Origin of the sequence: Carnobacterium alterfunditum DSM 5972, assembly GCF_000744115.1 — a bacterium.
GTDB lineage: Bacteria > Bacillota > Bacilli > Lactobacillales > Carnobacteriaceae > Carnobacterium_B > Carnobacterium_B alterfunditum.
The window spans coordinates 2,139,908-2,163,203 of sequence record NZ_JQLG01000004.1; the positions used below are offsets into that span (position 1 = coordinate 2,139,908).

Sequence of the window (23,296 nt, forward strand, 5' to 3'; positions counted from 1 at the left end):
GGGTTCTCTCTATGGCAATTTTACATGAAAATCGGTTACTTTTCAATTCAAACATTTCGGTATCACATTCTGGTGGTAATTTATCCTCAGATTCCGGGTTAATATTAGTTAAGGAGTTTATGCACACCATTAATTTTTCTAATATTTTAAAACAAAACCTCATCATTAATGATAATCGACTTTATCATAAACATACTAATCAGGCGATAATTGAACAAATTATTTTTCAATTGATTGGTGGCTATCAAACAGATTCTTCGGCTGACATTTTATCAAAAGATCCCATTTTCCAGAGCCTATTAGCTAAAGAACAACTTGCTTCACAACCGTCTATTTCTCGCTTTTGGGATCGGTTAAATCAAGAAAATATTTTCCAATTGCAAGAAGTCAATCAAATCCTGCTTGATAAAGTACGGACTGCACGTAATACAACTGAGATGATTTTTGATTTAGACTCAACTCATTCGGATACCTTCGGGAATCAAGAAAATTCGAATTATAACGCTCATTACCAAACGAATGGCTATCATCCGCTAGTTGCCTTTGAAGGCTTGACCGGTGATTTATTGAAAGCAGAACTTCGTTCTGGTAACGTGTACACATCCAATGGTGTGGCAGATTTTGTCCAACCACTTTTTGACCATTATCAAGAAACCGTACCTGTAAGTTCTATTCTAGTGCGTGCCGATAGTGGTTTTGCAACTCCTGAATTATATGAGCTATGTGAAGAACGTCGAAATTTTTATGTTATTCGATTGAAATCGAATCGCAAATTAGGCAAAATCGCTGAGCAATTTATCTCTATAGATGATCAACACGATTGGTATAGAAAAGAAGTTCACTACGCTTCTGTACTCTATCAAGCGAAGAGCTGGTCACATTCACGAAGAGTTTGTATTAAATCTACGCGTGAAGCAACAGAATTGATTGCTCGACATGAATTTATCGTAACTAATTTATCAGAAGATATTTCTGCAGAAGCGGTCTTTCAAACTTATTCTAAAAGAGGAACCATGGAAAATTATATTAAAGAGGCCAAAAATGGGTTTTATTTCGATAAAACCGACAGCCCTCGTTTCTTAGAAAATCATGCACGCATGATGGTGAGCGTACTAGCTTATAACATGGTCAATTTTATGCGTACTCTTTGTTTTACGAAAGAAACCAAAGGTTTTCAAGTATCAACCATTCGCTTGTTCTTATTTAAAGTGGCAGGTAAGCTTGTTCATTCGGGAAGGAAAACCTCTTTGAAACTCAGTTCCTCCCACGTTTATCAGAAACTCTTTCGTAAAATCTTGTGGAATATCCAGCATTTTAAATGGGAGTAGCACTCATACTCAATACAATAGTTAAAAAAAATGGCTCATTCCAAGGGGTCAGTATGCCCAAAAATCTTAATTGCCTGACAAAAAAATGAGTGCTTTGTAAATTTGAAGTAAAATCAGTAAACCAAACAAGCTACTGTCCTGAATGAAGTGAAAAACACACTAATTTTTATTTTTTGAAAAAAGTATGAATCATTCAGGATAATTAAATATAATTATTTTTTCGCGAAATCTGATTTTTAAAAGGACAAAAAGTTATAAAAGTGGTAGAATAACAGGTGAGCTTATGTTAGCAGGTTAAAAAAAGAATATGTGTGCTAAAATATTAAGTGTAATGAGTAAAAGTTTTTTTAAATAATGCTAGTTATGAATTGTTTAGAAAAGCTGTTTACTTTAATCTATTTTATGAGGTGAAGTCAATATGAAACGCATTGCTGTTTTAACAAGTGGTGGAGATGCTCCAGGAATGAATGCAGCTATTCGAGCTGTTGTACGTAAAGGTCATTATGAAGGTATGGAAGTATATGGTATCAACTATGGCTATGCTGGTTTGGTAGCTGGTGATATACGCAAATTAACTCGTAGAGATGTAGGCGATAAGATTTCAAGAGGTGGAACTTTTCTTTATTCTGCTCGTTATCCTGAATTCGCTACTGAAGAAGGTCAATTAAAAGGTATTGAACAATTGAAAAAATTTGGGATCGAAGGTTTAGTTGTTATCGGCGGAGATGGTTCTTACATGGGTGCTGCAGCGTTGACCAGACATGGCTATCCAACAGTCGCTTTGCCAGGTACGATCGATAATGATATACCAGGTACTGATTTCTGTATCGGATTTGATACTGCTATTAATACAGTATTAGATTCTGTTGATAAAATACGTGATACGGCAACAAGCCATGTGCGTACTTTCATTATTGAAGTTATGGGACGTAATGCAGGAGATATCGCATTATGGACTGGTGTAGCAGGAGGAGCAGAACAAATTGTCATTCCTGACATAGACTTTAATATGGAAGAAATTGCTAATACGATTCAAAAAGGCCGTGAACGTGGTAAAAAACACAGCATCATTATCCTAGCTGAAGGCGTAATGAATGGGAACGAATTTGCAGAAGAATTATCAAAATTTGGAGATTATCAAGCCCGTGTTACTGTCTTAGGACATGTTCAACGTGGCGGTTCTCCAACAGCTCGTGACCGAGTTCTATCAAGTGTTTTTGGTGCTAGAGCTGTAGATCTATTAAAAGTTGGCAGAGGTGGCCTATGTGTAGGTATCGTGGACAATAAAATTGTTGAAAATGATATTATTGAAACTTTAAATACAAAAAAACACATGCCAGATGTCAGTTTATACAAATTAAATCAAGAAATATCTTATTAAATTGATTACAAACTTTAAAAATTGTAATAAAAAATGCTGTTAGGAGCGATAATAGAATGAAAAAAACAAAGATTGTATGTACGATTGGTCCAGCAAGTGAAAAAGTTGAACAATTGGTTCAAATGATAGATGCAGGTATGAACGTAGCCCGCTTAAACTTTTCACATGGGGACTTCGAAGAGCATGGTGCACGCATCATAAATATTCGTGAAGCTTCAAAACGTACTGGCAAAATGGTAGCTATTCTATTAGATACAAAAGGTCCTGAAATGCGTACACACAACATGAAAGATGGTCTTGTTGAATTTGAAACAGGAGACGTTGTTCGTATCTCAATGACAGAAGTTGAAGGAACAAAAGAAAAATTCTCAATCACTTATCCTGAATTGATCAATGATATAGAAGTAGGTACTCACATCTTACTAGATGATGGTTTAATAGATCTTGAAATAACAGAATTAGACCATGCAAACAATGAAATTGTTGTTTTAGTTCAAAACCCAGGAACACTAAAAAATAAAAAAGGTGTTAACGTACCAGGCGTATCTGTGAATTTACCAGGAATTACTGATAAAGATGCTGCCGATATTCGTTTTGGTCTAAAAAATGATATTGATTATATTGCAGCAAGTTTTGTACGTCGCGCATCTGATGTATTAGAAATCACTCAAATTCTTGAAGAAGAAAACATGACACATGTTCAAATCATTCCTAAAATTGAAAACCAAGAAGGCGTGGATAACATCGACGAAATCTTGAAAGTTTCAAATGGAATAATGGTTGCACGTGGAGATTTAGGAGTTGAAATTCCTACAGAAGAAGTTCCTATCGTTCAAAAAGCACTTATCCAAAAATGTAATCAAGCTGGTAAACCAGTTATTACTGCTACACAAATGTTAGACTCAATGCAACAAAACCCACGTCCAACACGCGCTGAAGCAAGTGACGTAGCAAACGCTATTTTTGATGGAACAGATGCTATCATGCTTTCTGGAGAAACAGCTGCTGGAGATTACCCTATTGAAGCTGTACAAACTATGACTCGTATTGCTATACGTACTGAAGAAGCATTAGTAAATCAAGATGCTTTTGCATTAAAAGCATACAGCCAAACAGATATGACTGAAGCAATTGGTCAATCAGTAGGACACACTGCACGTAATTTAAATATCCAAACGATTGTTGCAGCTACTGAGTCTGGACATACTGCACGTATGATCGCAAAATACCGTCCAAAAGCTAATATCGTTGCTGTTACGTTTACAGAACGTCAAATGCGTGGTCTTGCATTAACTTGGGGAGCTTACCCAGTTGTTTCTGAAAAACCAGCTTCAACAGATGATATGTTCCACTTAGCAACTAAGATCGCTCAAGAAACTGGATTTGCAACTGCAGGAGATCTAATTATCATTACTGCTGGTGTACCAGTTGGCGAACGTGGCACAACTAACCTAATGAAGATCCAATTGATCGGAACTAAATTAGTTAGCGGACAAGGCGTTGGGACAGATGCTGTTATTGGTAAAGCAATTGTTGCAACAAGTGCTGAAGAAGCAAATAAAAATGCTGTTGAAGGTGGAATTTTAGTTGTGAAAACAACGGATAAAGACTACTTGCTAGCAATTGAAAAATCATCAGCTTTAGTAGTAGAACAAGGCGGCTTGACTAGTCATGCAGCTGTCATTGCGATTGCAATGAACATTCCTGTTATTGTGAATGTTGAAAATGCTACAACTCTTATTAAAAATGATGAATTGATCACTGTCGACTCACGTCGTGGAATCGTCTACCGTGGAGCAACAACAGCTATCTAATAGAACCTAAAATTTTAATGAACAAAACTCTCTTGAGGATTGATTTTGGATCTGATAGAGAGTTTTTTTTTTTTGATTAATTGAAAGTTCTAGTTTACATAAAAAAATATGGTAAACTTATAGTGGATTCTTTTCTACTTTCTTTCTATTCTTTGCTTTTTCGTATAAAATGGAGAGAATGGATCGATAAATCAAAAAAAGATGGCTATTTCTAAACTTATGGAGGAAAAAAATATGAATCAATCACTAGGAAAAATTATTACTGGACTTGTTACAGACGTAAATGACACCTCATTTTTTGTACAAAAAGATGGTGTAACGTATAAACTAACTAAAACTGAAGGAATGGATTATAAATTAGGTGATACAGTTGAAGGCTTTGCCTATATTTCTATGGATAAAGACTATATGTTGACACAAGAAATACCTGAAGTACAAGTAGGTTATTTTGCGTGGGGAACCGTTATAGATACTAGAAAAGATTTAGGCGTATTTGTTGATATTGGGTTGCCTGATAAAGAATTGGTTGTGTCACTTGACGAACTTCCTACAATTAAACATTTGTGGCCTAAAAAAGGTGACCGTTTACTGATAACTATTCGAGTAGACGATAAAGATCGTATGTGGGGAGAACTAGCTAGTGATGAAGTGTATCAATCGCTAGCAATAAAAGGAACAGAAGAATTGATCAATCAAAACATTAAAGGAACAGCTTATCGTTTGAAAGTCATTGGGACTTTCATTTTGACGGAAGATAATCAAATAGGCTTTGTTCATCCTTCAGAACGTAAAGATGAGCCTCGTTTAGGCGAAGTTGTATCTGGACGTGTTATTGGGGTAAGATCAGATGGTGTGATAAACGTCTCTTTAATGCCACGGGCTTATGAAGCTATTGGCGATGATGCAGCAATGCTGATGGCCATATTAGAACGAACGAAAACAGGTAGTTTTCCATATACCGATAAAAGTTCTCCAGATGATATTGCAGATCGCTTTGGAATCAGTAAAGGTCAATTTAAGCGCGCAATTGGGAATTTAATGAAACAACGTCTAATCGTGCAGGAAGATGGCGAAACAAAACTTGTTGAATCTTCAACTAAACTTGAAGAAGAAGAAGAATAAAAATTTAATCATTCAATTATATGAAAGAAGGCAGTTCACAAAGTGTTCTTGCCTTCTTCTTTTTTTAAAAGAACATACTAATGTTGATTTGATCAGAGGTGAAAGAATATGAATGAAGACATTGAGGAGTACCTTCGCTTTCTTACCATTGAACGTGGCCTTTCAAAAAATACAATTGAAAGTTACAAGAGAGATATCAGCCAATACCTTGCTTTTATTTCAGAGAGTAAGATAACCGAATGGAGTCAAATCGATCGCTATGTCGTGCTGTCTTTTTTACAAAATTTAAAAGAACAAAAAAAATCTGCTGGGACCATTATTCGAATGGTCTCTTGTTTGAGACGGTTTCATCAATTTTTAAAACAAGAACAAATATCCAAAGGCGACCCTATGTTGCATATCGATACACCAAAGAAGGCTCAAAAATTACCAAAAGTGTTATCTATGAAAGAGGTCGATCGATTAATCGAAACGCCAAATACCGGCGAAACATTAGGTTTAAGAGATCGAGCAATGCTTGAAGTACTTTATGCAACTGGACTTCGTGTTTCTGAACTAACGGACTTGAAATTGGATGATTTACACTTATCACTTGGACTGATCCAAACAATTGGTAAAGGAGATAAAGAAAGAATCATACCTTTAGGCGATATGGCAATTGAATGGATCGAAAAATATCGGCGGTATAGCCGGTCAAAATTAGAAAGAGAAGGTCAGCGTTCGCCTTATTTATTTCTTAACCATCATGGACGAAAATTGACCAGACAAGGCGTTTGGAAAAATTTGAAAATAATAGTAAAAAAAGCTGGGATAGAAAAAGAAGTGACACCCCATACTTTGCGGCATTCATTCGCCACACACTTGCTAGAAAATGGGGCTGATTTAAGAGTGGTGCAAGAGTTGTTAGGCCATTCAGATATCTCCACAACTCAAATTTATACACACATTACGAAACAAAGAATGTCAAGCGTTTACAAAACCTATCATCCTAGAGCTTGAAAATGGGCAGAATGCAGAGTTTTACTCGCTTTATTGTGTGCTTTTTATTATAATGAAAATGTAGAAACCTATATTTAGGAGGATGAAAACGAATGTCATACAAAAGAGTGCATTTGATAGTTATGGATTCAGTTGGTATCGGGGAAGCTCCTGACGCTGATAAATTTAATGATTTAGGGAGCGACACACTTGGTCACATTGCTCAAGAAGTAGAGCTGACGATACCGCATCTTGAACAATTAGGGTTAGGAAATATCAAACCTTTAAAAGGTGTCCGCAGTGTTGTAGACAATTTAGGTTATTATACAAAACTTGAAGAAGTATCTGTTGGTAAAGATACTATGACTGGACATTGGGAGATCATGGGGCTGAATATTCAAACACCATTCCGCGTCTTTCCTGACGGATTTCCAGATGAATTGTTGAAACAAATTGAAGACTTTTCTGGTCGCAAAATTGTAGGAAATAAACCTGCGAGCGGAACAGATATTATTGACGAATATGGAAAACACCAATTAGAAACGGGAGATATAATCATCTATACTTCAGCAGATCCAGTTTTACAAATCGCTGCACATGAAGATGTGATCCCATTAGAGGAATTATACCGTATTTGTCAATTTGTAAGAGATATAACGAAAGACGATCCTTATATGATCGGCAGAATTATTGCGCGTCCATATGTTGGTGAACCAGGTAATTTCACAAGAACAAGCGGACGACACGATTATGCATTAGATCCTTTTGGTAAAACGGTATTGGATTACTTAAGTGAAGCTGGCAAAGACGTTATTGCAATCGGTAAAATCAATGATATTTATAATGGAGCAGGAATTACGGAGTCCGTGCGTACGGAACACAATATGGATGGCGTGGACAAGTTGTTAAGCGTCATGGATAAAGATTTTGAAGGTATCAGTTTTTTAAATCTGGTTGATTTTGATGCTAAGTTTGGACACCGCCGTGATGTCGTTGGGTATGCTCAAGCATTAGATGAATTTGATGCTCGTATTGAAGAAATCGTCGGTAAATTAAAAGAAGACGACTTATTATTGATCACGGCTGACCATGGAAATGATCCAACAGCTCCTGGAACAGATCATACAAGAGAATACGTTCCTTTACTCGCTTATTCTCCATCTATGAAAGGGCAGGGCGAAATACCTCAAGGGAATTTTGCAGATATTGGGGCTACCATTGCAGATAATTTTGGTGTTCAAGATACAGGTCTCGGTAAAAGCTTTTTAGAAGAATTGAAGTAAAAAAAGGATAAGTAACTGGAGGAAAATTATGACCATAACACTTTCAAAAAAAGTTAATGAGGCAAAAAGTTACATCATAGAAAATGGGGTCCAAGATATAGAAATTGGTTTGATTTTAGGATCAGGCCTGGGTGAGTTAGGAGAAGAGGTTGAAAATCCGATTGCTATTTCTTATAGCAAAATTCCTCATTTCCCAGTTTCTACAGTAGAAGGACATGCTGGACAATTAGTATATGGTACACTTGGTGGTAAAAAAGTACTAGCTATGCAAGGTCGTTTTCATTTTTATGAAGGCTATTCTTTGGAAGAGGTAACTTTTCCAGTTCGCGTAATGAAAGCTCTTGGTATCCATTCATTGATCGTTACGAATGCAGCTGGCGGCATCAACACTGATTTTACCCCAGGTGAATTAATGATGATCACGGATCAAATCAATTATACAGGAACAAATCCATTGATTGGTCTTAATGATGATTCAATGGGTCCGCGTTTTACAGATATGAGTCATGCGTATGATCCGGCTTACCAAAAAATCGTTCGTTCGGTGGCTAAAAATATGGCTATTGATCTAAAAGAGGGCGTATATATCGGGTTTTCTGGTCCGACGTATGAAACACCTGCTGAAATAAAAATGGTTCGATTATTTGGTGCTGATGCCGTGGGAATGTCTACCGTTCCTGAAGTTATTGTAGCAAAACATGCAGGTATGAGAGTGATCGGTATTTCATGTATTACCAATTTAGCAGCGGGAATGCAAGCTAATTTAAACCATAAGGAAGTTGTAGAAACAACACAACGCGTTAAGCATACATTTAAAGCTCTAGTAAAAAATATTCTTTCAGAAATATGATCAATCATATATTAAAGAGAAACTGTGAAAAAGCTATGGTTTACTAGCCGTACTTTTAAATAGTTTCTCTTTTACTCATGATTCATTTTTAGGTTAATACAAATCGTATTTTCAAGGTATTTACGGGTACACACTTAAGGTGTAAGCCTATATTGAGAAAAGCATTTTTTTGTGTTAAAGTAAGTAAAGCAAAAAACAAGAGAACCTGAAATGGGGATAGCCGATTTATGGACAAAAGATTATTGACCGGGACAATGAAAATAAATAAAGCCAACCATTTAGAAATTGGGGGTATAGATACCGTTTCATTAGTTGAAAAATATGGAACACCCTTATATGTCTATGATGTTTCTCAAATTAAATACAAAGTTCGAACTTTCAAAAAGACTTTTCAAGATAGAAATATTGCTGCTCAAGTTGCCTATGCAAGCAAAGCCTTCTCTTGTTTAGCCATCTATCAATTGATGGCCAAGGAAGAGTTGTCTTTGGATGTAGTTTCTGGAGGAGAACTTTATACAGCGATCCAAGCAAATTATCCGAGTAAAAAAATACATTTTCATGGGAATAATAAATCCGATTCAGAAATTATTGCGGCGTTAGATTATGATATTGGCTGCTTTGTGGTCGATAATTTTCATGAATTAAAAAAATTAAATGAGTATACAATACAACGCAAACAAAAAGTATCGATTCTGTTACGGGTGACGCCTGGCGTTGAAGCTCATACCCATGATTATATAACCACCGGTCAGACCGATTCTAAATTTGGATTTGATTTAAATAACGGACAAGCACAACAAGCCTTACAATCAGCTTTGGAAATGCCATATATCGATACGATGGGTTTGCATTGCCACATTGGTTCACAAATTTTTGAAACTGACGGTTTTAGATTAGCTGTTGATAAGTTACTGACGGAGTCAAAAAAATGGCAGGAGCTGTTTGGCTTTCATTTGCGTGTTTTAAATGTCGGCGGCGGTTTTGGTATTAGGTATACAGCTGAAGATGAGCCATTGCCAATCGAGGATTATGTGAATAATTTGATTGATGAAGTTCAAATCGTTTCAGCAAACGTTCAACTGCCGATGCCTGAAATTTGGATCGAACCAGGACGTAGTTTAGTAGGAGATGCAGGCATTACTTTGTATCAAGTCGGTTCGCAAAAAGTAATCCCAGATGTTCGAAATTATTTGGCGATTGATGGGGGAATGACGGATAACATTAGGCCTGCTTTATACGATGCAAAATATACTGGTGTCTTAGCTAATCGTATGGAGGATAAAATAGAAGAAACCTATTCTATTGCTGGAAAATGTTGCGAGTCTGGCGATATGTTGATATGGGATCTGCCGTTGCCAAAAGCAGATGATAAAGATATTTTGGCCGTTTTTAGTACCGGAGCCTATGGGTATGCTATGGCTAGTAATTACAATCGTATACCACGACCACCGGTAGTATTTGTTGAAAATGGGCAAGCTTTTTTAGCTATTAAGCGGGAAAGTTATGCAGACTTGATGAGATTAGAATGCTCTCTTTATTAAAGTAAATTAAGATAGGGGCTAACATCAAGCAGTTGCAAACTTATAGTACTAGGAGGATAATATGTTACTCGATTACAAAAATGATTATGAAAAAATTTCAATGGGTTTACTTTCATTTGATCCCGATTTAAAAGATGTTTCACGTTTACAAGACGAAATGGATTGGTATCAAAGTGAAGAGAATCATAAACTTTATTTATGGAAAAGCGAAGAAACTGAAGATATCATAGCTGTAATAGGCGTAGAGATCGGAAACGATATGATATTGTTAAGACGTATCTCAATCAATCCTTCATTTAGAAATGAAGGAATCAGTTATAAAATTTCAGAGGCGTTAGAGCAACGGTATCCACAAAAAAAAGTAATGGGAACGTTGGAAACAGCATCTTTAATTATCAAATGGGAGCAAGAAAAAAGTAAAAAAAACGAACAGCAAAATTTAATAGCTGATGAAAAAGGCGAGGGTTAAATGTCATCCGACATAAATATAAAAATTGATGCATTTGAAGGACCACTAGATTTATTGTTGCAATTGATCAAGCATTTAGAAATTGATATTTATGACATTCCTATTGCTGAAGTGACTGCTCAATATTTAAATTATATTCGAGCTATGAAAGTATTGCAGTTAGATATTGCAGGTGACTATCTAGTTATGGCAGCTACTTTAATGGCAATTAAAAGCAAACTACTGCTGCCTAAGCAAGAAATAGAAGTAAATCTAGAAGATGAAGGATTTTATGAATCTGGTGAGGATCCTAGAGATGCATTAGTAGAACAATTGTTGGAATATCGGAAATTTAAAACAGCAGCGGCGATATTAAAAGTAAGAGAAGAAGAAAGAAGTCAATACTTTTCTAAGGAGCCAGCTAATTTAGAGTTTTTACAAGAAAATGTTCCCCTAGAGCCACTTCAAATCAGTACGTTTGATTTAGTTGCTGCTTTTCAAGACATGTTTAATAAAAAAGCAAAAAAAATACCTTTACAAACAAAAATCAAAGCAGAAGAAACATCTATTAATGAAAAGATGGATTTTATTATGGGAAAATTGAGAAGTGTAAAAAAAAATCAAGGTGTTTTATTTACTGGTCTTTTTGATACTCCAACAAAAAATGAGATGGTAACGACTTTCATGGCTTTACTTGAATTGATCAAAGAAAAAAATGTATTTATTCAGCAAAAAGTAACCTACGGAGATATTACCGTCTATCCATCAGAAACAGGTGATGAGTAGCATGGATGAATTAGCAACAATTGAAGCACTCCTTTTCGTAGCTGGAGATGAAGGCCTCTCATTAGAGGAAATCTCTGTTTTACTGGAGTGTTCAACTCAACAGGTTTATCAATTTCTTATGCGACTCCAAAAAGGATACGAAGATTCAACGTCCAGAGGATTAATGCTTCTCGAGATAGGAAATCAGTATCAATTAGCAACCAAAAAAGAGTATGCTGATGTTATAAAAAAATATGCGGTTTCACCGTTGACAACGAATCTTTCACAAGCCGCGTTAGAGACGCTTGCAATTGTTGCTTATAAGCAGCCTTTAACACGAATGGAGATCGATGAGATACGTGGTGTCCAAACAAGCGGAGCACTGCAAAAATTAACGCTCAGAGGTCTTGTTGAACCAAAGGGACGCGTGGAAGGTCCTGGAAGAGCTATTTTATACGGGACATCAGCGTATTTTATGGATTATTTTGGACTCAAAGATTTAAATGATTTACCTAAAATAACCGATTTAGAAACAGAAAATAATGAAAAAGAGTCTGATTTATTTTTTGAACGTTTTAACCAGCAATTTGAAAATGAATAAAAATAGAGTGTATTAAGGAGAAATTATGGAAAGATTACAGAAAGTTTTAGCACATGCCGGAGTAGCTTCACGACGTAAATCAGAGGAACTTATTTCTATGGGTCATGTTAAAGTAAATGGAAAAGTTGTTAAGGAAATGGGTATTCAAATTGGGAATTCTGATGTAGTGGAAGTCGATGGAGTACCGATTTATAGAGAAGAACCAGTTTATTTTTTATTGAATAAGCCTAGAAATATGATCACGGCAGTTTCAGATGATAAGGGACGTCCAGTAGTGACCGATCTGTTTACAAATATCGAGCAACGTATTTACCCAGTTGGGCGCTTAGACTATGATACAACAGGAGCATTAATGTTGACAAATGACGGAGAACTTTCCCAATTGTTGATGCACCCTAAGCACCAAATAGATAAAACATATGTTGTTAAAGTAAAAGGCTTAGTAGACAAAAAATCACTGAATAGACTTGAAAAAGGTATTGTTATTGAAGGTAAAAAGACAGCACCAGCAAAAGCAAAAATCCTTTCATCAGATCGTACTAAGGATGTTACTATGGTGGAATTAACTATACATGAAGGCCGTAATAGACAAGTTAAAAATATGTTTCAAGTTATTGGACACCCAGTAGAAAAATTAAAAAGAGAGTCTTATGGTACGTTAACTTTAGATGGATTACAACCTGGTGAATGGCGTGAATTAAAAACGTTTGAAATCTATCAGTTACGTAATTCAGCAATACAAGAAGAGACAACTAAATAAAATTCAAAAAAAACTTGGGAGCACTAAATCCAAGTTTTTTTTGAAATTTAAATAAAATAATGTTTATTTGAGTACACCGATAAGTGCTTTTTTGGCTTACTAAAGGATTATTTTAAGAACGTTCTATATTTTAAGCATGAAATCATTTGAAATAGTTGAAAACTAGAACAATTGTTGTGTATACTAAGGTTAGACTAGGCATCTTATAAGTAAGACCTAATGTAGAATAATGGGGTGTAAATAAATGGAAAATGAAGTTATATATCTGCTAGTAGTAGATGATGAGGATCGAATTCGCAGACTATTAAAGATGTACTTAGAAAGAGAAAATTATCTTATCTTTGAAGCAGATAATGGAGAAGATGCCGTTAAAATGGCTTTAGAAAAAGATTATGATTTAATTTTGTTAGACTTGATGCTTCCTAAGATGAATGGGATCGAAGTGGCTGAAAAAATACGTGAAACTAAAAACACTCCTATTATGATGTTAACTGCTAAGGGAGAAGAGATAAGCCGTATAGAGGGATTTGAAGTTGGTGCGGATGATTATATTGTGAAGCCATTTAGTCCTAGAGAAGTTGTTTTAAGGGTATCGGCTATTTTAAAAAGAACACAAAGCAACAAGCCGAAAGAAAAAGCGAATCCAAATTTGATTGAAATGCCGCATTTTGAAATAGATGACCAATCTCACCGTGTGCTAGTAGATGGAAATCCAGTTAATTTAACGCCTAAAGAATATGATTTATTAGTTTATTTAGCACAATCCCCTGATCAGATTTTTGGAAGAGAGCAGTTATTGCGCGAAGTATGGAAATACGAATTCTTTGGTGATCTAAGAACGGTAGATACTCATATTAAACGACTGAGAGAAAAATTAACGAAATACTCAGAGCCAGCTGCCAAAATGATTGTAACCGTTTGGGGCCTGGGATATAAATTTAATTCTTTTCCAGAAGAATCTGAAAAGTAGGCAAAAATATGTTTAAACTAAGTAGTTTAGTTACGCGTATATGGCTGGCAACGATGTTAGCTATAGGTTTTTTTTTATTTACTGCCACGCAAGTATATGGAATAATTTATAAAAAAAATATAGAAGAAAATTATATGAACGATTTTGAAAGTTCAATTAACTCTCTAGTTAGTATTCTAGAAGAAGATCCAGGTTTTTTAATAGAAAATATCGACAAATCAAGAGCTTATGATCCTCACTTGTCTTTGATCGTGAAATTAGATGATGAACCCTTGATTTATTCTTCAAATATTTATTTGGAGGAACAATTAAATAACTTTAATCAAATCAAATCAACTAGCAAGTTCGAAACTGCTTTAGCGAGTGGTGAAAATTTTTTAATAATAGATAAAACCAGTTTTAACGGAAAGATAAACACACCTTATATCTTAAAAAAACAAGATTTTAATTTTAATGATCAAGAGGGTCAGTTATATATTTACGGAGATTTGTCATTTTTAAACAGCACATATAGTAGAATGAAAACATGGTCAGCCATCAATGCTATTCTTTATATTATTATAGGTATTTTACTATTTTACTACCTCCAACGCAGGCTTGGAAAACCTTTAAAACAATTAAGAGATATAGCTTATGATTATGCTAAGAACGATTTCTCAAAACAAGCCCAATCGAATTATAAAGATGAATTAGCTCAATTGGCTTTAGCTATGAATAAAATGGGTAAGTCATTGGAAGTTACAGGAGCAGCAACTAGACAAGAGAAAGAATTATTGGAAAACATTGTGACCTCTATTTCTACCGGGGTGTTGTATTACAACCAAGATAAAACTTTATTAATGTCTAATCCACTTGGAGATGAGTTTTTACAACATTTATACCGATCAAATCAAGTAATGAAAACGGTTATACCTGAAGTGTTAGAGCACCGAATCGATTCTGTTATAAAATTTCCTGAGAAAGTAATTTATGAAAATAATATCGAAGAGTACTATTATAGAATAACCTTGATACCGCTTTTTGATGAAAATCTTGAAAGTGTACGTGGTGTATTAGTATCCATTCAAAATATAACAAAAGAAAAACGGCTTGATATTATGAGAAATGATTTTATAAATAATATTTCTCATGAATTGAGGACCCCTTTAGTTATGATACAAGGATATAGTGAGGCTATTTTAGATGATGTGGCTGAAACGCAAGAAGAAAAAAAAGAAATGGCTAAAATAATCGGAGAAGAATCGATTAGAATGAATCGGATGGTAAATGAAATGCTCGATAGTTCTAGAATGGAAGCCGGGTTTATCAAATTGACAAAAATGGATGTTTATTTTGAAGATTTTTTCAAAAACTTATTCACGCGGTTTGCTACTATGTCCGAAAAAAATAATATCCAAATGGAATTAAAGATCGATTCAAATTTGAATTCATATTTTATGGATGAAGATAAAATGAATCAAGTGTTCGTAAATTTGATTAATAATGCTATCAGACATACTAGTTTGACAAAAAAAGAAAAGAAAAAAGTAGGAATTTGGGTACACCTAGATAAAATTATGGATGAAGTTTTAATTGAAGTCATCGATAATGGAACAGGAATTTTAGAAGAAGATATTCCTTATGTATTTGATCGTTTCTATAAAGCAGATAAATCTCGCATGGTAATGAAAGAGAATAAAACGGGAACAGGCATTGGGTTATCCATTGTAAAGAACATAGTAGAAGCGCATAATGGTTTTGTTGAAGTGAAAAGTGTGGTAAACGAACAGACAAAATTTATTATTCATCTACCTTATTTAGATTGATTTACTAATTAAAAGTAAATAGAATCATTGATTTTTATTCTTTTATGGTATATAATAAAAGTGTTAAAAAAATATAAAGATTCGTCTTCAGGGGCAGGGTGTAATTCCCGACCGGTGGTAAAGTCCACGAACTAAATAGCATTATTTAGTTGAACTGGTTAAATTCCAGTACCGACAGTAAAGTCTGGATAAAGAAGATGGAGTTTATTTGAATAGGTATCATTGTTCAAGTGCTCTGTTTAGTTATCTATCTAAAGATAATTAGAACGAGCATTTTTATATTGTTTTTATTTGATGAATTGTAATATTAAGTGCAACACCCAAGACGAAATAAAAGAAACCCATGACGTCCTCGTATAGAATGAAGTTACCACACTACCATTCGATTGGAGGAGTTGTCATGAGCTACACTCATTTTACCATAACCGAACGTTCCAAAATAGAAGTCTATCTTGAACTTAAGATGTCCATTCGTACAATTGCGAAAAAGCTAAATCGCTCTCCCTCGTCCGTTTCTAGAGAATGCCAACGAAACCCAAACTACCAAGCGGAAAAAGCTCAAACATCTTATAATCAAAGGAAAGCTGCCTGCGGGGCTCATTCTAAACTAACAGCCTCGCTAAAAATAGTTATCCAAGAAAAGTTGGATCAAACGTGGTCTCCAGAACAAATTAGTGGCCGTTTACTTCAAGGATCCTTGACCTTCAAAACCATTTACCGCTGGATTTATGCCGGTTTGCTTGACGTGCCTTTGACGGTCTTGCGTCAGAAAGGGAAGCGTCAAAAACCAAAGGAAACAAGAGGTCGATTTGTTGTCGGCACACCGATTTCCAAACGGCCAAAAGAAATCAGAAAACGCACGACTTTTGGTCATTGGGAGTTGGATACTGTTGTCTCAGGTCGTGGTCAAGCGAAGGGCTGTGTTGCCACCTTTGTAGAACGTCAAACCCGTTGGTATAAAGCCATTCTTATACCGGATCGTTCCGCAAAGTCAATGGAGCGAGCCATTCGAACTCTTCATGCTCTTTATCCACGAGAAGCCTTTCAAAGCTTTACAACGGATAGAGGAAAAGAATTTGCCTGTTATACCGTGATTGAATCAGAGTTGAACATTCCAATGTACTTCGCTGATGCGTACGCTGCTTGGCAGAGAGGAAGTAATGAAAATAGTAATGGCCTTTTCAGGGAGTTTTTCCCAAAACGAACGAATTTTGATACCATTCTCACAGAGGAAGTTGAAGAAGCTCTTTCCTTGATTAATAATCGGCCCAGAAAATGCCTGGACTGGAAAACACCATACGAAGCGTTTATGGAAAAGGTGTTGCACTTAATTTGACAAACCGTCATTTAAATAAACTCAGAAATGCCTAGGCTGATGAATCCTTTTAGGAGGATTTTTATGCAAACTAGTAACACAAAAAAAATGGTGGGAATAGCTATGTTAGCCGCTTTTGCAACCATTTTGATTTCATTTGGTTTTCCAATAATTCCAGGAGTTACTTTTCTAAAAGTAGATTTTAGTGATATTCCTGTTTTGGTTGGTATGTTTTTATACGGTCCAGTTGGAGGAATAATGATCGCGTTTATTCGTTCATTGCTTCACTATATCCAAACGGGCGGTGATGCAGGATATCCGATTGGGGATACTGCAAGTTTTATCGCTTCGGTCGCGTATACGTTACCGATTTATTTGATCATGAAGTCTAAAATTCATGATACGAAAAATATTATCTTTGCAAATGTGATTGGAACTGCATCATTGACAATTGTTCTATCATTTGTAAATTATTTCTTATTACTTCCTTTATACTTAAAAGTATTAAACTTTAGTGTAGGATCTATTAGTGATTATTTATTAATGGGTGTTATACCCTTTAATATAGTAAAAGGGGCAATAGTAAGCACAGTATTTATCTTACTCTTTGCAAAATTAAAAACTTGGTTATTCCGTAATCAAATGACAAAAGTTAGTTTTAAATAAAAAGCTGGATTATATAATGAAGTTAGCCACTAAGGCTAAAATATAAAAACGCCATGTGAATTTCATGTTATATTGAAGTTACCACTAACTCTCAATAGACAGGATGAATTCACATGACGCACTCTAACGATAACACACCAGCACGTAAGGGGAAACACTTATCTTATTCAGAACGATCTCAAATTGCTATTTTGAAACAGGAAGATTATTCGAATCGTCCTATTGCTATTGTCCTGAATCGAGTACCTCAAACAATCAATAATGAGATAAAGCGTGGAACAATTACTCAACTTAAACGTCAAAAGCAAAAGAGTAAGATTTATGATTATTTTATTAGAATTTATGATGCTGGTACCGGTCAGGCTGTTTATGACAAGCATCGTTTAAACTGTGGCCGTCGACCAAAATGGGCGGATACAGATGCCTTTATAGAGTGGGCCGATGATAAAATGTTGACTGATAAATGGTCACCTGATGTAGTGGTTGGCTTTGCTTTAAAGCATGAGCTGTTTGATCCCACAATTATCCCTTGTACCACGACACTTTATTACTGGATAGATAGAGAGATTATGAGAACGAAAAACCTCGACCTTCTAGAAAAGCTGTCTCGGAAACCGAAGGTATTATCTCTGAAGAAGCGTCCAAATAAGCGTATACTTGGACAATCAATTGACAACCGTCCAAAAGAAATTGATAATCGTAAAACCTTTGGTCACTGGGAAATCGATACTGTGATTGGCAACAAAATAAAGACAGATGCCGTATTACTCACTTTGGTTGAACGCCAAACACGCCTTGAAGTTATTATGAAAATAAATGGTAAAGATCAAGAATCTGTAAATCAAGCGATTCGTACTCTTCAAGCACGATCCAGAGAGGACTTTCCAACTTTTTTCAAAACGATTACCTCAGATAATGGTTCTGAATTCGCGGGACTAGATGAGGCTTTGAAAGACACTTTAGATGTTTATTTCAGCCACCCTTATGCTTCTTTTGAACGAGGAACGAGTGAGAATCAACATAAATTTATTCGTCGATTCATTCCTAAAGGGAAGCCTATCAGCCAATTCACTGAGACACAATGCCTGCGAATTCAACAATGGATGAATGATTATCCCAGAAAAATATTAGATTATAGGACCCCACATGACTGCTTTGTGAACGCACTTCGCCTAGAACGACAAACAGCTTAAAAGCCTTTTTCGGCATAACTTGAAAGCTGGGAAGATGACCGTAGACAGTTCGTCGATAAACTTGTGATATCTCAGTGTAGCACCAAGCCTTACAAAATGAATTAAGCTCTTTAATTTTCACATGAAATAATTCTTTAACAAGTGGCTAACTTAAACTTGAAATTTACATTTTAAATAAAAAAAGAAACCGCAGAAATTGCGGTTTCTTTTTTTATTTTTTGAAATATTGGCTGAATGATTTTTAGTATAAGTAGGTAAGTGTGCTCTATCATAGTTGATGACGTATTCATACTAGTTGTCAAATAATCCAGCTATTTAAACTTTTCGTTATTAATATTTTTTTAAAATTAGAAAAGAATACCCTAAAAATAGTTATTTTTGGTATATTAGATTTAACAATATATATGTTTTACAATCAATTTTTTAAATGCAATCAGAATGTGGGTGAATATCTTGGAACAATCGTTATATATTAAGTATTTCTGTCTCTCATTATATTCTAAAAAGCATCCTGTTAAACCTTCAACGCTTTACCATATTTTAGTTGGAAAAAGAACAGCCTCGATTTTGTTTAAGGCTCATTCGTATCATGCGATAAACTTTTTTTCAATTTTTCCATATTTACAGCGTGAACAGTACGATGAAATGATGCAGCTTTTTATTAGCAAAGGATGGATAAAAGCAAAAAAAGCAGATGAGGATTTTTATCTTTGTGAGAAAGGAAAAAAAGAAATAGAAAGTTATTTTTCAAAACATTTTTACCCAACTCGTTTAAATCAATTAACTCAAGGAAAGGCTACCAAGGAATTTTGGAAAAAAATAATATTTTTGACCCAAGTTCTTTCGGAGTTAAGGTATAAAAATAATCATTATTTACCAATTGAAAAAGAGTTTAAAACACAGCTATGGGTAAAAAAATGGTTAAAAAGAAATCAATTAGAAAAACAAGAGCTTGCTATTTCTTGTGGAAAAGAATGGATCCAAGTATTAAAAGAAATGGATGCGATCGATGCCGAAATGATCGTATCACAGTTAACAGGACATGAAAAAATTGGTAAAACAAGTACTCAATTAGCAGCCAAATATGGTGTTGAGCCAATTGAAATAGCCTTTTTACTTCAAAATGCCATTATTCAGTTGATGGAAAAAGTTGCTGAAAATAAAGAAAAATACCCATTTTTTTATCTCGTTTATCAAGAATGTGTAGGGGATCGTTTCAGCAGTCTTAGTCAAAGTACTAAAATAACGGCCCATTATTTGGAAAAAGGACTTTCTGTTGAAAAAATTGCTGTGAAAAGGAAATTAAAGCTGAATACGATTTCAGAACACGTTATTGAATTGGCTATTATTTTTCCAGATTTTAAGGTATCTAGTTTTATGCCTCAGGATGAATATGAACGATTGAATGGGCTATTTAATAGTCATGAAGAAATAACGTATGAGGAATTAACAAGCAGAATGCCATCTGCCCCCTTCTATTGGTACCGCTTAATTCAGGTTGAAAGGAGTCGTGTCCGTGGATAATAGAGTGCTTATAAAAAAAAATTTAGAGAATTATTTTGGCTATACCTCCTTTAGGGACGGGCAAGAAGAAGTTATTTTATCAGCTTTAGACGGTAATCATACATTGGTTATGCTGCCAACAGGGATGGGGAAATCCCTTTGTTATCAACTGACCGGATATTGTTTAGATGGTCTTGTGGTGATCGTTTCTCCATTATTATCTTTGATGCAAGACCAAGTTGAGCAATTAAAGTTGACCGGTGAAAAAAGAGTTGCTGCTATTAACAGCTTAATGGATGCACACGAAAAAGAATGGGTGCTAAACCATTTATCTGAGTATAAATTTATTTTTCTCTCACCAGAGATGCTCCAACAGGAATATGTCATGTCTTATCTTGAAAAAGTTTCCATTAGTCTTTTTACAATTGATGAAGCTCATTGCATTTCTCAGTGGGGATTAGATTTCAGACCTGATTATTCAGACTTAGGTATCATTCGTCAGCAACTGAAATTTCCTTTAACAATGGCGTTAACAGCTACAGCTACAGAACGGGTCAGAGAAGAAATTTTAACGTCTCTGCAGATAGATCATGAAAACACAAAGCAAGTTATTTATTCCGTCGATCGGTCAAATATTGCTTTTTCTACTTTGATTTGTGATCATGATAAAAAACAACAATTAATAAATCAAATTCAAAAATTAAAGAAACCGGGAATTATTTATTTTTCTAGTAAGAAGATAGCTGAAGAAGTTGCTGGATTGATTCGGAATAAAACGGGTATGGCCGCTGAAAGTTATCATTCAGATATAGTAGCGGAAGATAAAATTAAAATACAACAGCAATTTATTCATGATGAGATCGATATTATTTGCGCGACAAGTGCTTTTGGAATGGGAATAAATAAAAGTAATATTCGATTTGTGATCCATTTTCATTTGCCAGGCAGTCCAGAGGCTTATTTACAAGAGGTTGGAAGATGTGGTAGAGATGGAGAACCTAGTCTTGCACTTTTATTATACGAACCAGGAGATGGCATGATCCAACTCCGTTTACAAGAATATACGTTACCAACTATTGACATGTTAGAATATAGTTATAAAAAAGGTAAAGTATTAGAAGGCAGTTGCAGCCCTACGCAAAAGCAATTGATAGAAAATTATTTAAAATCTGATTTATCTGTTGAAGCAGCCAAAAATCAAGTGAAGAGCAGAATGATTTATAAACAGCAACAATTATATTACATGATAGATTATGCTGAAACATCAAGCTGTAAGAGAGCCTTTCTTTTACATTATTTTAATGAAAAAGTAAGCGGAAAACCACCTCTCTGTTGTTCTAACTGCAATATTGAAATCAATGAATGTTATAAGGAAACTGATTTGAAACAAAAAAAAATAGTGGAAAAAGAAAAAAATCCAGAAGAAACCTTAAAGGAATTATTTTTAATTGGAAATTAATAAGACAACTCTATGTAAAAATGATACAATAATAGTGATTTTGGTTTAGGAGGAGTACTAAAAAATGAGTAAAAAAAATTCTAAAAATAACCCTAAAAAAGAAAATGCATGGAACCGTAAATTTGATGATGATGATAATTTTGTAGATGATAAGTTTTCCAGAACGGCAAGAAAAAAAGCGAAAAAAAGTGTGCATCCTGTTATAACTTCATTACTTATTTTTTTAGCATTGATCTTTATCTTACCAACATTGGCGTATTTTTGGTGGTCTAATGAAGATGCCGGAACCAGTAAAACGCTTAGCTCTTCTGAAGAAAGAATGATTATTACCGAAAATAGCAGCAGTGAACTGAGCAGTTCAAAAGAACCTGAATCAGAATCAAAAGTAGAATCAGAATCTTCATCTGAAAGTAATAGCGTCAAAGAGGATTCATCCGAGTCTGAGAGTGAAGCGACAAAAGTAGAAGAACCAGAGTCACAAGTGGCAGAAGAACCAATTATTGAGGAAATAGAAAATGTTGAAGAAGAAGCAACAGCAGAAGAATCAGCGAATACTTATACTGTTCAAGCAGGAGATAATTTTTATCGAATCGCGTTGGATCACAATATGACAACTGATGAATTAAAATCTTTAAACGGGATATCAGATGATTCAATCAGTATAGGAACTGTTTTAAAAGTAAAATAGCTATCATGTTAAGCCTCATTTCCATAATCAAAACGGAGGCTAGGGTAAACCTAGCCTTTTTAATATGAATAAGAAAGTAGGACGAAAAGTTGGAAAAGACAATAAGAATCGCAATTGACGGTCCGGCATCTGCTGGGAAAAGTACAGTTGCTAAAATAGTGGCAAAGGAATTGGGCTACATTTATTGCGATACTGGAGCGATGTACCGTGCGTTAACGCATCAAGCAATTGAAAAAAATATTGAAGTAACAGATGAAAAACGACTAGTAGAATTATTAAAAGAAATGACGATTTCCTTTGAGCCAAATGGGGATAATCAAAAAGTATTTGTCAATGGTCAAGAAGTCACAGAAGCGATCCGCTTACCAAATGTAACAAATTTAGTTTCTGCTGTTTCAGCACATGGAGAAGTCAGAAGCGAGTTAGTTAAACGCCAACAAGAAATAGCTGCACATGGCAGAGTCGTTATGGACGGACGAGATATTGGGACGGCTGTATTGCCAACAGCAGAAGTTAAAATATTCCTTATAGCGAGTGTTGATGAACGTGCTCAAAGACGTTACACAGAAAATATGAGTAAAGGCATAACAACTCCATTGGAAGTCTTAAAGCAAGAGATAGCTGATCGGGATTACAAAGATTCTCATCGAGAGGTATCGCCGCTCGTCCAAGCTGAAGATGCCATTCTTTTAGATACAACTAGTTTATCTATTGAACAAGTTGTTGAAAAAATTAGAGAAATGATCCATATTAAGCTTTCAAAATAGCGTTCTTTTTATTTTCTAAATCGTTTTTGTGGCAATATTTTTAAATATTGGTTAAAATA

General features: G+C 35.0%; 21 protein-coding genes and 1 riboswitch. All 21 genes read left to right on the forward strand.

Annotated elements, in window-relative coordinates:
* Positions 1 to 11 precede the first annotated feature (11 nt).
* The 21 genes from BR50_RS10545 to cmk all read left to right on the forward strand — a co-directional run bounded on the left by BR50_RS10545 (position 12) and on the right by cmk (position 23,237).
* Entirely contained in the window at positions 12 to 1,328 is a 1,317-nt protein-coding gene (locus tag BR50_RS10545; RefSeq protein WP_034546789.1) for an IS1380 family transposase, read from the forward strand.
* A gap of 418 nt (positions 1,329 to 1,746) precedes the next feature.
* Entirely contained in the window at positions 1,747 to 2,709 is a 963-nt protein-coding gene (pfkA, locus tag BR50_RS10550; RefSeq protein WP_034548510.1) for a 6-phosphofructokinase, read from the forward strand.
* Between the two features lie 56 nt (positions 2,710 to 2,765).
* Positions 2,766 to 4,523 (forward strand): pyruvate kinase, encoded by a 1,758-nt coding sequence (pyk, locus tag BR50_RS10555; RefSeq protein WP_034548511.1) that lies wholly within the window; start codon positions 2,766 to 2,768, stop codon positions 4,521 to 4,523.
* Between the two features lie 234 nt (positions 4,524 to 4,757).
* Positions 4,758 to 5,645 (forward strand): CvfB family protein, encoded by an 888-nt coding sequence (locus BR50_RS10560; protein WP_034548513.1) that lies wholly within the window; start codon positions 4,758 to 4,760, stop codon positions 5,643 to 5,645.
* A gap of 108 nt (positions 5,646 to 5,753) precedes the next feature.
* On the forward strand, positions 5,754 to 6,644 hold the full coding sequence (gene xerD / locus BR50_RS10565; protein ID WP_034548515.1) for a site-specific tyrosine recombinase XerD: 891 nt from the start codon (positions 5,754 to 5,756) through the stop codon (positions 6,642 to 6,644).
* Positions 6,645 to 6,736: 92 nt separating this feature from the next.
* Positions 6,737 to 7,906, forward strand: a complete 1,170-nt coding sequence (gene deoB / locus BR50_RS10570) for a phosphopentomutase (protein WP_034548516.1) — start codon at positions 6,737 to 6,739, stop codon at positions 7,904 to 7,906.
* A gap of 28 nt (positions 7,907 to 7,934) precedes the next feature.
* Complete coding sequence (locus BR50_RS10575; protein WP_034548518.1) at positions 7,935 to 8,756, forward strand: purine-nucleoside phosphorylase; 822 nt, start codon at positions 7,935 to 7,937, stop codon at positions 8,754 to 8,756.
* Positions 8,757 to 8,983: 227 nt separating this feature from the next.
* Positions 8,984 to 10,297 (forward strand): diaminopimelate decarboxylase, encoded by a 1,314-nt coding sequence (gene lysA / locus BR50_RS10580; RefSeq protein WP_034548519.1) that lies wholly within the window; start codon positions 8,984 to 8,986, stop codon positions 10,295 to 10,297.
* 61 nt (positions 10,298 to 10,358) lie between these two features.
* Positions 10,359 to 10,766, forward strand: coding sequence for a GNAT family N-acetyltransferase (locus tag BR50_RS10585; RefSeq protein WP_034548521.1), 408 nt, complete (start codon positions 10,359 to 10,361; stop codon positions 10,764 to 10,766).
* Positions 10,767 to 11,531, forward strand: coding sequence for a segregation/condensation protein A (locus BR50_RS10590; RefSeq protein ID WP_034548522.1), 765 nt, complete (start codon positions 10,767 to 10,769; stop codon positions 11,529 to 11,531). It begins immediately after the preceding gene.
* A 1-nt stretch (position 11,532) separates the two neighbouring features.
* Positions 11,533 to 12,111 carry an SMC-Scp complex subunit ScpB gene (scpB, locus tag BR50_RS10595; protein WP_034548523.1) on the forward strand — a complete coding sequence of 193 codons (579 nt, stop codon included), beginning with the start codon at positions 11,533 to 11,535 and terminating at the stop codon, positions 12,109 to 12,111.
* 25 nt (positions 12,112 to 12,136) lie between these two features.
* Positions 12,137 to 12,871, forward strand: a complete 735-nt coding sequence (locus tag BR50_RS10600; protein WP_034548525.1) for a pseudouridine synthase — start codon at positions 12,137 to 12,139, stop codon at positions 12,869 to 12,871.
* A gap of 244 nt (positions 12,872 to 13,115) precedes the next feature.
* A complete protein-coding gene (locus BR50_RS10605) occupies positions 13,116 to 13,841 on the forward strand; it encodes a response regulator transcription factor (RefSeq protein ID WP_034548527.1) in 726 nt (241 codons plus the stop codon).
* 8 nt (positions 13,842 to 13,849) lie between these two features.
* The gene (locus tag BR50_RS10610) at positions 13,850 to 15,646 is read left to right on the forward strand and encodes a sensor histidine kinase (protein ID WP_034548528.1); all 1,797 of its coding nucleotides are present in this window, start codon (positions 13,850 to 13,852) and stop codon (positions 15,644 to 15,646) included.
* A 79-nt stretch (positions 15,647 to 15,725) separates the two neighbouring features.
* Positions 15,726 to 15,849: riboswitch (FMN riboswitch) on the forward strand.
* Positions 15,850 to 16,046: 197 nt separating this feature from the next.
* Positions 16,047 to 16,982, forward strand: coding sequence for an IS30 family transposase (locus BR50_RS10615; RefSeq protein WP_034546361.1), 936 nt, complete (start codon positions 16,047 to 16,049; stop codon positions 16,980 to 16,982).
* 63 nt (positions 16,983 to 17,045) lie between these two features.
* Positions 17,046 to 17,627 (forward strand): ECF transporter S component, encoded by a 582-nt coding sequence (locus BR50_RS10620; protein WP_034548529.1) that lies wholly within the window; start codon positions 17,046 to 17,048, stop codon positions 17,625 to 17,627.
* A 113-nt stretch (positions 17,628 to 17,740) separates the two neighbouring features.
* Positions 17,741 to 18,820 (forward strand): IS30 family transposase, encoded by a 1,080-nt coding sequence (locus tag BR50_RS10625; protein WP_034545658.1) that lies wholly within the window; start codon positions 17,741 to 17,743, stop codon positions 18,818 to 18,820.
* 453 nt (positions 18,821 to 19,273) lie between these two features.
* The gene (locus BR50_RS10630) at positions 19,274 to 20,344 is read left to right on the forward strand and encodes a YpbB family protein (RefSeq protein WP_034548530.1); all 1,071 of its coding nucleotides are present in this window, start codon (positions 19,274 to 19,276) and stop codon (positions 20,342 to 20,344) included.
* Complete coding sequence (locus tag BR50_RS10635) at positions 20,337 to 21,782, forward strand: RecQ family ATP-dependent DNA helicase (protein WP_081884499.1); 1,446 nt, start codon at positions 20,337 to 20,339, stop codon at positions 21,780 to 21,782. Before BR50_RS10630 ends, BR50_RS10635 begins: the two co-directional genes overlap by 8 nt.
* Before the next feature lie 64 nt (positions 21,783 to 21,846).
* Complete coding sequence (locus tag BR50_RS10640; RefSeq protein ID WP_034548532.1) at positions 21,847 to 22,470, forward strand: LysM peptidoglycan-binding domain-containing protein; 624 nt, start codon at positions 21,847 to 21,849, stop codon at positions 22,468 to 22,470.
* Between the two features lie 89 nt (positions 22,471 to 22,559).
* Positions 22,560 to 23,237: a (d)CMP kinase gene (gene cmk / locus BR50_RS10645; protein ID WP_034548534.1), complete on the forward strand. Its 678-nt coding sequence runs from the start codon at positions 22,560 to 22,562 to the stop codon at positions 23,235 to 23,237.
* The last annotated feature ends 59 nt before the right edge of the window (positions 23,238 to 23,296 follow it).

Excerpts from the sequence above, each read along its gene's own strand:
- BR50_RS10620 (WP_034548529.1), top strand. The coding sequence starts at position 17,046 with ATGCAAACTAGTAACACAAAAAAAATGGTGGGAATAGCTATGTTAGCC.
- BR50_RS10640 (WP_034548532.1), top strand. The coding sequence starts at position 21,847 with ATGAGTAAAAAAAATTCTAAAAATAACCCTAAAAAAGAAAATGCATGG.
- BR50_RS10545 (WP_034546789.1), top strand. The coding sequence starts at position 12 with ATGGCAATTTTACATGAAAATCGGTTACTTTTCAATTCAAACATTTCG.
- BR50_RS10605 (WP_034548527.1), top strand. The coding sequence starts at position 13,116 with ATGGAAAATGAAGTTATATATCTGCTAGTAGTAGATGATGAGGATCGA.
- lysA (WP_034548519.1), top strand. The coding sequence starts at position 8,984 with ATGGACAAAAGATTATTGACCGGGACAATGAAAATAAATAAAGCCAAC.
- BR50_RS10590 (WP_034548522.1), top strand. The coding sequence starts at position 10,767 with ATGTCATCCGACATAAATATAAAAATTGATGCATTTGAAGGACCACTA.
- BR50_RS10585 (WP_034548521.1), top strand. The coding sequence starts at position 10,359 with ATGTTACTCGATTACAAAAATGATTATGAAAAAATTTCAATGGGTTTA.
- pyk (WP_034548511.1), top strand. The coding sequence starts at position 2,766 with ATGAAAAAAACAAAGATTGTATGTACGATTGGTCCAGCAAGTGAAAAA.
- BR50_RS10615 (WP_034546361.1), top strand. The coding sequence starts at position 16,047 with ATGAGCTACACTCATTTTACCATAACCGAACGTTCCAAAATAGAAGTC.
- pfkA (WP_034548510.1), top strand. The coding sequence starts at position 1,747 with ATGAAACGCATTGCTGTTTTAACAAGTGGTGGAGATGCTCCAGGAATG.
- BR50_RS10560 (WP_034548513.1), top strand. The coding sequence starts at position 4,758 with ATGAATCAATCACTAGGAAAAATTATTACTGGACTTGTTACAGACGTA.
- BR50_RS10625 (WP_034545658.1), top strand. The coding sequence starts at position 17,741 with ATGACGCACTCTAACGATAACACACCAGCACGTAAGGGGAAACACTTA.
- BR50_RS10575 (WP_034548518.1), top strand. The coding sequence starts at position 7,935 with ATGACCATAACACTTTCAAAAAAAGTTAATGAGGCAAAAAGTTACATC.
- BR50_RS10610 (WP_034548528.1), top strand. The coding sequence starts at position 13,850 with ATGTTTAAACTAAGTAGTTTAGTTACGCGTATATGGCTGGCAACGATG.
- scpB (WP_034548523.1), top strand. The coding sequence starts at position 11,533 with ATGGATGAATTAGCAACAATTGAAGCACTCCTTTTCGTAGCTGGAGAT.
- BR50_RS10600 (WP_034548525.1), top strand. The coding sequence starts at position 12,137 with ATGGAAAGATTACAGAAAGTTTTAGCACATGCCGGAGTAGCTTCACGA.
- deoB (WP_034548516.1), top strand. The coding sequence starts at position 6,737 with ATGTCATACAAAAGAGTGCATTTGATAGTTATGGATTCAGTTGGTATC.
- xerD (WP_034548515.1), top strand. The coding sequence starts at position 5,754 with ATGAATGAAGACATTGAGGAGTACCTTCGCTTTCTTACCATTGAACGT.